The organism is Bacillus sp. JJ675 (assembly GCF_036963165.1).
In the GTDB taxonomy this organism is placed as follows: domain Bacteria; phylum Bacillota; class Bacilli; order Bacillales; family Bacillaceae; genus Bacillus; species Bacillus glycinifermentans.
In genome coordinates this window covers 85779-97539 of the sequence record NZ_JBALMR010000009.1, presented here as the reverse complement: position 1 = coordinate 97539, position 11761 = coordinate 85779, and the positions used below count along the sequence as shown (strand labels likewise).

14 protein-coding genes are annotated in these 11761 nt (G+C 46.7%); 5 read left to right on the top strand and 9 right to left on the bottom strand.

Annotated features, from left to right (window positions below; translation table 11 throughout):
- Window positions 1–91 precede the first annotated feature (91 nt).
- On the top strand, window positions 92–961 hold the full coding sequence (locus V7126_RS02845; protein ID WP_175075910.1) for an AraC family transcriptional regulator: 870 nt from the start codon (window positions 92–94) through the stop codon (window positions 959–961).
- Between the two features lie 42 nt (window positions 962–1003).
- On the opposite strand, the gene V7126_RS02840 is transcribed toward V7126_RS02845, so the two are convergent.
- Window positions 1004–1648, bottom strand: a complete 645-nt coding sequence (locus tag V7126_RS02840) for an SDR family oxidoreductase (protein ID WP_175075863.1) — start codon at window positions 1646–1648, stop codon at window positions 1004–1006.
- Between the two features lie 118 nt (window positions 1649–1766).
- A complete protein-coding gene (gene lepB, locus V7126_RS02835; protein WP_175075862.1) occupies window positions 1767–2315 on the bottom strand; it encodes a signal peptidase I in 549 nt (182 codons plus the stop codon).
- Between the two features lie 267 nt (window positions 2316–2582).
- Between lepB and V7126_RS02830 the strand changes: the two genes are divergently transcribed.
- Together V7126_RS02830 and V7126_RS02825 are read left to right on the top strand one after the other, a co-directional pair.
- Window positions 2583–2804 (top strand): hypothetical protein, encoded by a 222-nt coding sequence (locus tag V7126_RS02830; protein ID WP_175075909.1) that lies wholly within the window; start codon window positions 2583–2585, stop codon window positions 2802–2804.
- Between the two features lie 113 nt (window positions 2805–2917).
- Window positions 2918–3220, top strand: a complete 303-nt coding sequence (locus V7126_RS02825; protein WP_046130465.1) for a hypothetical protein — start codon at window positions 2918–2920, stop codon at window positions 3218–3220.
- Between the two features lie 207 nt (window positions 3221–3427).
- On the opposite strand, the gene V7126_RS02820 is transcribed toward V7126_RS02825, so the two are convergent.
- Both V7126_RS02820 and V7126_RS02815 read right to left on the bottom strand, forming a co-directional pair.
- Complete coding sequence (locus V7126_RS02820; protein WP_065894190.1) at window positions 3428–4450, bottom strand: TolB family protein; 1023 nt, start codon at window positions 4448–4450, stop codon at window positions 3428–3430.
- A 58-nt stretch (window positions 4451–4508) separates the two neighbouring features.
- On the bottom strand, window positions 4509–4889 hold the full coding sequence (locus V7126_RS02815; protein WP_046130467.1) for an RlpA-like double-psi beta-barrel domain-containing protein: 381 nt from the start codon (window positions 4887–4889) through the stop codon (window positions 4509–4511).
- A gap of 203 nt (window positions 4890–5092) precedes the next feature.
- On the opposite strand from V7126_RS02815, the gene V7126_RS02810 reads away from it, so the two are divergent.
- Both V7126_RS02810 and V7126_RS02805 read left to right on the top strand, forming a co-directional pair.
- Entirely contained in the window at window positions 5093–5485 is a 393-nt protein-coding gene (locus V7126_RS02810; protein WP_175075861.1) for a hypothetical protein, read from the top strand.
- Window positions 5482–6051 carry a hypothetical protein gene (locus V7126_RS02805; protein WP_335496608.1) on the top strand — a complete coding sequence of 190 codons (570 nt, stop codon included), beginning with the start codon at window positions 5482–5484 and terminating at the stop codon, window positions 6049–6051. The genes V7126_RS02810 and V7126_RS02805 overlap by 4 nt, the downstream gene beginning before the upstream one ends.
- 40 nt (window positions 6052–6091) lie before the next feature.
- Here the strand turns inward: V7126_RS02805 and V7126_RS02800 are convergent, their stop codons facing one another.
- Genes V7126_RS02800 through V7126_RS02780 form a run of 5 tightly spaced genes read right to left on the bottom strand, consistent with a single transcriptional unit; the run spans window position 6092 to window position 11758 of the window.
- Window positions 6092–6265: a hypothetical protein gene (locus V7126_RS02800; protein WP_157759322.1), complete on the bottom strand. Its 174-nt coding sequence runs from the start codon at window positions 6263–6265 to the stop codon at window positions 6092–6094.
- Window positions 6262–6945, bottom strand: a complete 684-nt coding sequence (gene pgmB / locus V7126_RS02795; protein WP_046130469.1) for a beta-phosphoglucomutase — start codon at window positions 6943–6945, stop codon at window positions 6262–6264. Before pgmB ends, V7126_RS02800 begins: the two co-directional genes overlap by 4 nt.
- Window positions 6942–8642, bottom strand: a complete 1701-nt coding sequence (locus V7126_RS02790) for a glycoside hydrolase family 13 protein (RefSeq protein WP_046130470.1) — start codon at window positions 8640–8642, stop codon at window positions 6942–6944. The genes pgmB and V7126_RS02790 overlap by 4 nt, the downstream gene beginning before the upstream one ends.
- Entirely contained in the window at window positions 8584–10920 is a 2337-nt protein-coding gene (locus V7126_RS02785) for a glycoside hydrolase family 65 protein (RefSeq protein ID WP_046130471.1), read from the bottom strand. The genes V7126_RS02790 and V7126_RS02785 overlap by 59 nt, the downstream gene beginning before the upstream one ends.
- Complete coding sequence (locus tag V7126_RS02780) at window positions 10898–11758, bottom strand: DUF1189 domain-containing protein (protein ID WP_335496602.1); 861 nt, start codon at window positions 11756–11758, stop codon at window positions 10898–10900. The genes V7126_RS02785 and V7126_RS02780 overlap by 23 nt, the downstream gene beginning before the upstream one ends.
- Window positions 11759–11761 lie beyond the last annotated feature (3 nt).

Below are 11761 nucleotides of genomic sequence, written 5' to 3'. Positions count from 1 at the left end.
TTTTTATTTTTCAAAAAGCACAAATGATCAAAAAATAGAGCCTTCAATCATGTACAATAAGGGCAAGAAAACTTTGAAAGGCTGCGATAAAGTGGACGATTACGAAAGAATTCAACATGCGGTTCGTTTTATGGAAGAAAACCTTCAAAACGAATTAAAGATCACCGACATTGCGTCGAAGGCATGTTTTTCGCCATTTCATTTCCAACGGCTTTTTCAAGCCATTTCCGGTTTTTCTGTACAAGAGTATATTCGCCGCAGAAGGCTGTCTGAAGCGGCCGGACTGCTGAAAGAAACCGACAGGTCCATTCTGGACATAGCCATTGATTTTCAATATGGCTCCCAGGAAGCTTTCAGCCGTGCATTTGCGAATTGTTTCGGGATCACCCCGGGCAAATACCGCAAGACAAGCATCGCCCTGAATGATCAGCGTGAAATCAATTTCCTCGATTTTAAGACAAGCATCAATGAAGACGAATCGATTCCCAGACCGAACATCATTCATCTCGACAGCATGCTGATTGTCGGTTATGAGTATCATACCGACCTAAACGGCGAAAAGCACTTTGCAGACATTCCGGGATTCTATCATGATTTCGGAGCCAATGAATATTATATGCAGATCCCCGGCAAAGCAGCGCCTGATATGTCATACGGCATATCGTGCAACTTTCTGGATGAGGGCGGATTTTCATTCGTCGTCGGAGAAGCGGTTCAGAAACCGCCCGAAACAATACCGGAATCGTTTGTTCATCTTGACATTCCCGGAGGAACATATGCCATGTTTGAGGTAAACGGCCGGACTGAGTTGGTTCAAAACACAAGAAGATACATCTATCGCACATGGCTTCCAAATGCGAATTACGAAAGAAGGGAAGGACCGGATTTTGAGGTGACGGACGTTCGCCGTTCCTGTTTTCCTGATGACATGAAAATGAAAATTTATATTCCTGTTTTCTAAATGCCGGGAACCCGTTCATCATGGATTCCCGGCATGGCCTGATCAGATCGCTTTTATCGCTTCAGCGATGGCCGTTTCTCCTGAAAGCAGATCAAACGACCGGCGGAATGTGCGCTCTTCGCTAAGCGCGGCGGCGGCTGTTGCGGCTACGTCTTCGCGCGGGATCGTTCCGCGCTCCAGGTTTTCCGCGGCTTTTATTTTTCCTGTGCCCGGTTCATTTAAAAGCCCTCCGGGACGGATGATCGTATACGTTAAGCTGCTTCTCTCCAGTATTTTATCCGCATAATGCTTTGCAACGTAATAAGGCTTGATCGCTTCATTCCAATTCTCCCGGTGATGGGCCTGCAAAGTGCTTATCATGATAAACCGTTGAATCCCCGCTTTTTCGGCGGCTTCAATCGTTTTTGCCGCACCGTCCAGATCGACGAGCAGCGTTTTATCAGCGCCCGTTTTACCGCCCGATCCGGCGGTAAAGACGATTGCATCACAGCCTTTTGCAGCCTCCTCAATGTCGTGGACAGTACCTTCTAAATTGGCAAGCGCTGTCTCGATCCCCGAACGCTCCAGCGTCTCCGCCTGCTCTTCGCTTCTGACCATCGCTCTCACCTGATGTTCGCTGCTTTCCTTTAACATGCCGGTCAAGTGTTTGCCTATCTGCCCATTTGCACCGACGATGAACACCTTCATTTGACCCCAGCTCCTTTCGACTCGGTTTTTTCTATTATTTCACTTTAGCAGACGACTCTTCAAACAGCCTGCTCACAAAAAAAGACCTCCCATATATGATGAGAAGTCTTTTCTTTCCTTATTCGATTCCGCCGATTTCATTGAATGGAAAATAGCGAAATTCAACTTTTCCGACGACAGACGATTTTGAAATAAATCCGAAATAACGGCTGTCTCTGCTGTTTTGGCGGTTATCTCCCATGACGAATAAACTGTCTTTCGGCACTTTTGATTCGCCCGTTAATTCTTTCAGCGTAAAATCGTCCGTTAACAGTTTACCGCCTGTCAGCTCCTTTTTGTTTTGCTTTAAGTACGGCTCATCATAGGCTTTTCCGTTAACATAAAGAACGTCATTTTTCATCTCGATCGAATCCCCAGGCAGGCCGATGACTCTTTTGACATAGTCTTCGTCAGCATCCGGGGCATGAAAGATGATTTTATCGAACCGGTTAATCTCGCTGATCTTACTGACCATGACCATATTTCCGTTTTGCAATGTCGGATACATGGAGTCTCCTAAAACGGTAGACGGGGTGAACAGAAAATAGCGGCAGGCAGCAACGATGGCCCCCGCAATAAGAAGCGTCCTGATCCATGAGATAATCTCTTTTTTTCTATTATTCTTCATTTTTACTCTCCTTTGTATCTGCAATATCAGTTTTTTTATCAGCGCGTTACGCGGGAACTTCCTCTCTTATATCATACCAGTCCCGCATCTTTCATGCTTTATATTTAAATTAGCGTTTCCGGTACGAAAATCCTGTTATTTCCTTTCATTCTTTTTGTAATTTTTTAAGGTGTTTACGAAGCATACAAAACCATTATAAATGCACAGGCAAACACATTGCCATTGTAATAAATTATCATAACCAATAAAAGGCGGGTGATTGTGAACATGTACGACTACGATGAGTACGACAATTATGATCCTTACAAACGCAGGCGGAACAACGGATGGAGGGCGCTTGATCCCCCGGAGAACCGTCCTTCCGATGATGGCAATGACAGTGACAGTCACAGCGACAGCGAAGACCGCGACCGCTTCAAATGCAGAAAAAGAAAGTGTTTTTCCGATGATGACGATGACCGCTTCAAATGCCGGAGAAAGAAGTGCTAAGAATGTTTGAATGAAGCCGATTGACACTGCATAATCGGCTTTTTCTTTTTGTCGTCCTTTGGAACAATCATCCAATCGGTGAATATTATGATGGTAAAGGAGATGAAACAGCCATGAGCGTCCCCAAAGATGTTCAGACCTCAATGCCCCATGATCATGATAGATCTTTGCACAACCTTTGCCGCAAGTATATGCATTACCATGTCGTGCTGAAATTAAAGGACGGGCGTTCGGTTCACGGCATCCTCGAAAGCGCCGGCCGGCGGGAGGCAACCGTTTACGTGCCTGAAAAAGTAACGGAAGAAAAGCAGCTTTACGGCGGGAACGGATTGCCGATGAGGTCGTACCGCAGGTTTAGAAGAGCGGTTTTCCCGTTTTCAATGATGACCTCTTTATACCCTTTCCCATACTATTAAGCTCCGGACTGTCCATATTCCGGGCAGCCCGCCGCCTCTGCCTCAAACTCTTTTTTTCCCCGAAGTTCAAGGGCTTTTATTCGTCCGTCTATAAAAAAATAAGGGACAAAGCAGTCAGCCGGCGCCGGAAACGGACACACTTATACCTCCGCAAAAAATCAGCCGGCAAAGCTGTCTGGAACAGACGCTGCCGGCTGATGTCCGCCTTTAATTCAGAACGGTAAAACCATTGATGATTCCGTTTGATTGCTCCCATTCTTTGCTCACTTTTTTTGTATCCCTATCATAGGCGAAAATCGTTCGCACGTTTGCTTCGTTTCCCGCGTCATCTTTCAAAACCTTTGCTCCCTTTGCTTCAGCAAGGAAATAGATCGTTTTCCCGTCTTTTGAAAACTGCGGCTCGGCTGAGTCGATCAATGTGAAATCGCGCCCGTTTGCAATGATTGATTGGTATTTTTTCGTCTCGAGATCCAGCTCGCAGATCGCCGTTTTTTCGCCTTCCGCATCTGTCGCGGTAAAGACAATCGTCTTTCCGTCAGGCGAAATCGCAATGTCATTGATAAATTTCGCGATCGTTTTGATTTCCTTCTCGTGTTTCTCATCGGCTAAAGAAATGCGCATATTCGTCGGTTCCGGATCGATTCCCTTGCTGTTCGCCTCATCGGTTTTCTTATAGTCTTCCGACTCGGAATAATGCAGAAGGACAGATTTGCCGCTGTTTTGATCGTATTGATAGAAACTCACGGTCTCATCCTTGTCACTCAGCTTCGGATAGATCACGGTAAAGGACTTCGTTTTCAGATCAAAGGACGCAAGATGAAAATTTCGTTCTTCCGGCTGATTATAACGCATGAACAGCTTTGAGCCGTCTTTGGACAAGCTTAGCTCGTCGACGTACTCCTTACCGGAATACAGCGTCGTTTTTTTGCCTGTTTTCAACTCAAGCTTGATCAGGCGCTTGACGCCGCTTTCGTCCGTGTTCGTATAATACAGGATATTGTGTTTCCGGTCCAATGCGGACGCAGGATAGTCCGTCATTTTTTCCTTGTACAGCACTTTGTTATTTTTATAATAAGAGGTCATTAGCTTTTGGTCTGTCATCGATACGAGTAGGTCCGGACGATCAGACTGTGTTTGCTCCTTTTTCGGAGCCGAAAAATGGATGACTGCAAAAATACCGGCAGCCAGCACGATTGCCGCCGCTACAATGATCGTAATAATTTTTTTCATATTTTACTCTCCGCCAATATAAAGAAGCAAGAAAACCTGTTTTCTTGCTTCCGTTTGTTTATTTTTTGTATGTATAGTGTCCGGCAACTTTGCCTTTGCTTGTTGAATATCCTAAAGCTCTAAAGGCTTTTGGGCTTACATCCAAAACAGCGCCCGGAAGTCTGCCGACATCGTATTTATATACCGTGATGGCTTTCTTCGGTTTCGCTTTTGAATATGCTCTTATTTTCGTTCCTTTTCTCGGAACATCGAAGCCCATTTTTGTAGCACAATCCCAATGGCCCAGCCTTTTGCCGTCAGCGCCGATTTTTCCGACTCCATTATACCATGTAATATAGCCGCTGACTTTTTTTGTCTTAGCGCTCGCTTCACCGCCAAAATTGAATGCAACTAGTAAACTGGCCGCTAAAACAAAAAATGAAAAGAGTATTTTCTTCATAATAAAGATATCCTCCGTGAATGGGGTTTTTTTCTGACATTCAGATTATACCTTGTTTCAGAGACAAGCTCTTTTACAGTTTGATTACGTTTGAACGGCAAATATTACATATACTTTGCACTGAAAAGTCCGATATAAAAATTGACACTCATATGAGTTTTGATCGTATAAAAAGAGAAAAATAGATAGACAGGATGGTAAAAATGACAAAATCGAGAGTTATTTTATTCAGTTTGGTCATCTCAGTCGCTTCCCTTTTCATATCGGGATGCGACGACAGCAACGAGGAGCGTTCAAGGGAAGTAAACCAGGACAAGTCCATAAAAAAATACGACCTCGTCTGGTTTGACTATGTGAACGACAGCGAATCAGACAGCGCCCCGGAAATGAAAGTCTCCTATATGGAAAACGGCAAACAAAAAACGAAAACGTTTAAAAAATACGTTGAAAATGTTGAAGATATCGAGCAGCCGTATATGAAGATCCGCGATGATAAAGCATTCATCTACAGGCCGCCGTATATGAAGTACGACCAGGAGCCCCTTGAAGGCGTAGTGAAGGATAAGGTAGAACAAAAAAGCGGTGATGGTAAATGATGAAGTATTTCCGGATGCTGATCGCGGGTCTCATGTTGGCCATGTTTTCAGGGGCCGATCAGGCGGAGGCCGCAAGCGGCAACAGCCCGTCAAAATCTTCGAGCACAGCGGCACACAGCTCCTCTTCAAAAAGCCGGGCGGGCTCTGTTCATAAAAGCGCCCGCACCTATATGAAACAAGCCGCAAGCAAGGGCTATCTGCTGAAAAGGTCGTCTAAAAACGGGGGGACAGCTCTCAGAAACAGCCTGCAAAAAACGCTGCCCGCAACTGCGCTGTATAAAGGAAGCATGAAGCACACGATCGATCAAAATCCCGCAGGGGCGGCTTTCTTCAATTATTACTTTCCGTATTGGATGGTTTCCCATTCAAAAGGGTTTTCCGCTGAACAAAAAAGCATGCTGCAAACTGTCGGGATAAGAGAGAAAGACATCATACAGCCAAGAGAAAAAAGGTACTGGCTCATCATAGTGGAAAACACGGCGGCGAAAAAGCCGTTCTCGTTTCGAAAAAGCAATATGACAGCGTGCACAAAGGAGATCGCATCAAAGTGGTTCATAAACGGCTGATCAGAAAATAGCAAAAAGCTGATGAACATCAGCTTTTTGCTTATTCATCAAATTCACCGTTTTCCGCCGTCAGCAAAACGGCGTCAACATCCGGCCGCCGTTTCAAACCGTAAAGGATGCCGATCGGCAAATTGTTGACCGCTTCATTCTCTAACAGCTTATGTTCAACCGTTTTTAAAAACTCTTCCGGAGAGCTGAATCTTTTCAGATTCACGCGCGATTAGCTCCTTTCTGTTGCTGGCGTTTCCACCCGCTATACAGCAAATGAAACGATAATTGCGACGTCCGGCTGACGATCAGATCAGCAGCGTGCATGGATCGTTCATCACCGACCCCGACCGCGAACATTCCCGCTGATTTGATCGCGGCGATCCCCGCTTCAGCATCTTCTATCGCCGCACATTCTGCCGGGGAGACGCCGAGAAGCCCAGCGGCTGTTAAAAAGATGTCGGGAGCGGGTTTTCCCTTTTCGATCGTATCCGGGTCCACGACGGCTTGAAAATCGCCGGAGATCCCCAAGCGTTTTAAAATGGCAGGGGCATTACGGCTGGAAGAAGCTAAAGCGATTTGGATATGTTCACCTTTCAGCTCGCTAAGAAGCTTCTCGATTCCCGGCAATAGGTCCCCCGGCGCAAGATTTTCGATCAGCTTTTGGTAATATTGATTTTTTTGGCGCATGAGAGCCTGCTTTTCCGCTGTCGAAAACGTAGACGCTGCACCGCCGCGTGTGAGGATGTTGTCAAGCGATTGCTGTCTGCCGATCCCTTTCAAACTTTCGTTAAAACTGCGGTCAAATGGAATATGCAGTTGTTCCGCTAAACGCTTCCAGGCGAGAAAATGATATTCCGCCGTATCCGTGATCACGCCGTCCAAATCGAATATGACGGCTTTCATGATCGCGTTTCCTTCGATGTAATGTACATAAAAGCCTCATAGGGCTGCAGGCACATATCGTGCATGCCGGCCAAGTCCCGCGAATAATTTGATAAAATCATTTTCCACGGCTCATCAAGGAGTTCCTTCGGCGCTTCAAACATTGCCTTTTCTTCCGACAAATTGACGGCGACCAACAGCTTTTCCCCTTCATATTCGCGAATATAGGAAAATATTTGCGGATCATCCTCAAGGATCAGCCGATAATCCCCATATACGATCACCTTGTGCTGTTTCCGCAGCCGAATGAGCTTTTGATAATAATAGAAAATCGAATCTTGGTCAGCCAACGACTCTTTCACATTGATCTCTTTATAGCGGGGGTTGACGGTCAGCCACGGCTCGCCGTCCGTGAATCCCGCATGCCTTTTGTCATCCCATTGCATCGGCGTTCTTGCATGATCCCTTCCTTTTTTCGCCGCGGCTTTTAAAAACCCTTCTTCTGACATCGTTTGATTTTCAACGACCAGTTCCTGATACGCGTTTTTTATTTCGAGATCATCATACATATCAAGCGAAAAATCGCCGTTGACCATGCCGATCTCTTCTCCCTGGTAGATAAACGGCGTACCTTTCATGCCGTGAAGGACCGTGGCAAAAGCTTTGGCGCACTGTTTTCGCAAGATGCCATCATTGCCCCAGCGGGAAATCACTCTGGGCTGATCATGATTTTCAAAATACAGGGTGTTCCAGCCGACATCCATTAACGCGGTCTGCCAGCGGGTCAGCGTCTTTTTTAATGCAATGGGATCAAACGGCTTGATCTGCCATTTTCCATTAGGCGAATGACTCTCTGTATCAATATCCATATGCTCAAAGGTAAAGATCATATTCAGCTCCTGCCTGTCAGCGTCCGTATACTTTTTCGCATCTTCAATATCAGAGCCGTTTGCTTCACCGACGGTCATACAGTCGTAACGGGACAGCACTTCACGATTCATCTCCTGAATAAACTCATGAAGGCGGGGGCCGTTTGAATGATAGCGGCCGACGATGTACCTGCTGCTGTCATTTGTTTCATAGCTGGGAAAATCGGTGTATTTGGATATCGAGCCGATCACATCCATCCGCCAGCCGTCGACGCCTTTATCCATCCAAAACCTCATGAGATCATACACTTCCCGGCGGACGTCTTCGTTTTCCCAATTTAGATCAGGCTGTTTTTTCGAAAAGTAGTGCAAATAATACTGGCCCGTCTGCTCATCGAACGTCCACGCCGATCCTGAGAAGATCGATCCCCAATTGTTGGGCTCTGAGCCGTCCGGTTTGGGATCTCTCCAAAAATAATAATCGCGGTACGGATTGTCCTTGGACTTGCGGCTTTCGGCAAACCAGGCATGCTCATCAGACGTATGATTGACGACGAGGTCCATGATGATTTTCATGCCGCGCTTATGCACTTCATCGATGAGCTGAAACATGTCTTCGTTCGTCCCGAACTTTTCGTATATGCGCCGGTAGTCGCGAATGTCATAGCCGTTGTCATCCTGCGGAGAATCAAACACCGGGCTCAGCCAGATCACATCCGCCCCCAGGGTTTTGATATAATCCAGCTTTTGAATGATTCCCTGCAAATCTCCGAATCCGTCTCCGTTTGAGTCATAGAAACTGCGCGGGTAAATTTGGTAAATGACAGCTTCCTTCCACCATTCTCTCATCAGGCGTCCTCCCTTCATATCGTCCGTTCAAAAGAATCGGCTTCTGATAAACCGTCATCTGCAGAGGGTCCCCTTTTAACAGGTCAAAAACGACGCGTTCTTCCGCTACTGCAACCCGGATCAGCCGGTTGCGGTAATTGATTTTAAACGAGTACCCGTTCCATTCTTCCGGCAAAAACGGGGCAAATGAGAGCGTCTCATTCGCTACGCGCATGCCGGCAAACCCTTGGACGATGACGAGCCAGCTTCCCGTCATCGATGTGATGTGAAGCCCTTCTTCTGTGTCATGATTGTAATTGTCAAGATCAAGGCGGGCTGTCCGTTTATAGAGTTCAAGCGCTTTTTTCTCCATTTGCAGTTCGGCTGCGAGCACTGCGTGAACAGAAGGGGAAAGGCTTGACTCATGGACGGTCATCGGTTCGTAAAACTCAAAGTTGCGCCGTTTTTCTTCCAATGTAAAGCGGTGATTCAAAAGGTACATTCCCTGAAGAACATCGGCCTGCTTAATAAAACTGGAGCGGAGAATTTTGTCCCATGACCAATGCTGATAAAGCGGCCGTTCATCCGGATTCAAATCATCCGCCGTCTGCAGCTCTTTATCCAAAAACGTATCATGCTGGACGAAAATGTTTAATTCTTCGCTGTACGGATAGTACATCCGCTCGATAATATCCTTCCATGTCTCGATTTCATCTTCCCGCACCTTTAGCTGTCTATGTTTTTCCGCCGGAAGGCCGGCCAGATTTTCAAGCGTATACTCAAGCGTCCAGGCTGCAATCAAATTGGTATACCAGTTGTTGTTGACATTGTTTTCGTATTCGTTCGGCCCTGTGACGCCGTGAATCATATATTTATTTTTTCGTTTCGAAAAATGGACGCGGTCGGCCCAAAATCTGCTTACTTCCACGAGAACGTTTATCCCGTATTCTTTCATATAGTCCTTGTCGCCCGTATAATTGATATAATTGTAGATTGCGTAGCAAATCGCGCCGTTGCGGTGAATTTCTTCAAAGGTGATCTCCCATTCGTTGTGGCATTCGTCGCCGATGAAGGTCACCATCGGGTAAAGAGCCCCTTTCATCCCCAATTTGGCGGCGTTTCGCTTGGCAGCCTCCAAATGGTGATAGCGGTACAGCAGCAGGTTTTTTGTCACCTCCGGATCGGCTGTGGCCAAATACATCGGGACGGCATATGCCTCGGTATCCCAATACGCGGCTCCTCCGTATTTTTCGCCGGTAAATCCTTTTGGCCCGATATTCAGCCGCGAATCATCCCCGTAGTATGTCGAGAATAATTGAAAGATGTTGTAGCGGATTCCTTGCTGGAGTTCATCATCTCCTTTAATTTCGATATCCGCTTTTTCCCACCTTTCCTTCCATTGATCGATATGCCTCCGCCTTGCTTCTTCATAGCCCCCGTCAACAATATCCGCCAAGAGCTCCCTGCCTTTTGACAAAAGCTCTGCTTCCGGAAAATCGCGGGAAGTCGTCACGGCGACGAATTTTGTTAAAGAAGCTTTCGTTCCCGGCTTCGTTTCATACCTATAGCGATTCTCCGCATACATGCCGGCCGTTTTACAGCTTTCGCTGACAAAGCCTTTTGTCACGTTTGCCATCGCGGCGGAAACGGTAAAACGCGGCGTGCCAAACGGATTGTCGATCGTTTTTGTTACCAAATGGCCGCGGTGGGAATCTGCCCCTTTCGCTGCTTCCTGCCAAAACCGTTCCTGGTAGTTGGCATCTTCATTTGCGACGTTTCCGTCAAGGTAAGGCACAAGCGTGATAACAGCTTCATCGGTCAGGCACTCTGCTTCATAATGAATCGCACAAAGCTCTTTTACGGCAAGGCTCAAGAACCGCTCAGACCCGATTTTGACAGTTTTATCCCGGATGCTGACGACCGCGCTTCTCCGCAGTATCCCTTCCTTCATATCGAGTTCTAATGCAAACGATTCGACCGGGTGTTGATAGAGATCGATTTTTTCCCCGTCTATATATACGTCTATGCCGATAAAATTCATCGCATTGATCACTTTCCCGAAATATTCCGGATAGCCGTTTTTCCACCATCCGACGCGCGTTTTGTCAGGAAACCACACCCCTGCAATATATGTGCCTTGATGGCTGTCTCCTGAATAACTTTCTTCAAAGTTCCCCCTGATTCCCATATAGCCGTTGGCGATAGATGTCAAGCTTTCCTGGAGCCGTTTATGTTCCTTTTGAAATGTGTTTGTCTTGATTTTCCATTCGTCAATCTCAAATAGCCGCTGAATTGCCATGGTTTCCTCCTGAGTGTAGATTTCGGGTTTTCCACAAGCGTCCGCATGCAAGCGAGATCATCAAGATGACGCCGCACGTATCGATCAACAGCACGGTGATAAAGTCAAAATGAATCAGGCCGGCTAAAGCTGCGGCAAATACCGGAATGGCTGAACAGCTCACAGCTAGAGCGGCTGCTTCTTTGAATGACGCAATACCGGTCATTTTTGATCGTTTTGTGATCCATAAACCCCCGGCAAGAATACCCGTTAATAACAACCGGCTTATCAAAATCGCCGAAAATGCCAGCAGCATGATCATCGGCTTATACTGGGCAAGCCACAATTCGCCGATCATATTCTCCAAATCGTACAGATTCATATCTTTCACATCCCTTTTGCCATAACGGACGGAAAACCCGGTGCCGTTTTGATCGCTGATGATCAGGCGATCAGGCTGGAAGATGATCGCGTTATCATAGCCTTTAATGTGAAGATGCCCGTTTTCACCGCTTGTCTTAAACCGATGCTTCAGATCGACCGCCAGCAATGTCCGTCCCTCCACCTCATAAAAGCCGGTTTCCCCTCCTGTCAGCTTTCCGTTTTTCAATTGATAACCCTTTAGCCGTTCGGCAAAGCGGTCATTGACATCTTGGATTGCTGACGGCAAAAAAGGCCTGACATTGATACGCTCGAGCTTCGCAAACGAAATGGCGAACGGCGCCATCAGGCAAGCCGTCAAAAAGCTGAAGAGAAACAAGATATGCAGCCAGCTGAATGTTCTCCTGCAGCGGCAGGCGCCGGATGGGGATGCCGCCGCTTTAAGGAAGCGGATAATAAAGCGGTCATGTTTCTCCATTGA

Excerpts from the sequence above, each read along its gene's own strand:
- V7126_RS02840 (WP_175075863.1), bottom strand. The coding sequence starts at position 1,648 with ATGAAGGTGTTCATCGTCGGTGCAAATGGGCAGATAGGCAAACACTTG.
- lepB (WP_175075862.1), bottom strand. The coding sequence starts at position 2,315 with ATGAAGAATAATAGAAAAAAAGAGATTATCTCATGGATCAGGACGCTT.
- V7126_RS02830 (WP_175075909.1), top strand. The coding sequence starts at position 2,583 with ATGTACGACTACGATGAGTACGACAATTATGATCCTTACAAACGCAGG.
- V7126_RS02825 (WP_046130465.1), top strand. The coding sequence starts at position 2,918 with ATGAGCGTCCCCAAAGATGTTCAGACCTCAATGCCCCATGATCATGAT.
- V7126_RS02820 (WP_065894190.1), bottom strand. The coding sequence starts at position 4,450 with ATGAAAAAAATTATTACGATCATTGTAGCGGCGGCAATCGTGCTGGCT.
- V7126_RS02815 (WP_046130467.1), bottom strand. The coding sequence starts at position 4,889 with ATGAAGAAAATACTCTTTTCATTTTTTGTTTTAGCGGCCAGTTTACTA.
- V7126_RS02810 (WP_175075861.1), top strand. The coding sequence starts at position 5,093 with ATGACAAAATCGAGAGTTATTTTATTCAGTTTGGTCATCTCAGTCGCT.
- V7126_RS02805 (WP_335496608.1), top strand. The coding sequence starts at position 5,482 with ATGATGAAGTATTTCCGGATGCTGATCGCGGGTCTCATGTTGGCCATG.
- pgmB (WP_046130469.1), bottom strand. The coding sequence starts at position 6,945 with ATGAAAGCCGTCATATTCGATTTGGACGGCGTGATCACGGATACGGCG.
- V7126_RS02790 (WP_046130470.1), bottom strand. The coding sequence starts at position 8,642 with ATGAGAGAATGGTGGAAGGAAGCTGTCATTTACCAAATTTACCCGCGC.
- V7126_RS02785 (WP_046130471.1), bottom strand. The coding sequence starts at position 10,920 with ATGGCAATTCAGCGGCTATTTGAGATTGACGAATGGAAAATCAAGACA.
- V7126_RS02780 (WP_335496602.1), bottom strand. The coding sequence starts at position 11,758 with ATGGAGAAACATGACCGCTTTATTATCCGCTTCCTTAAAGCGGCGGCA.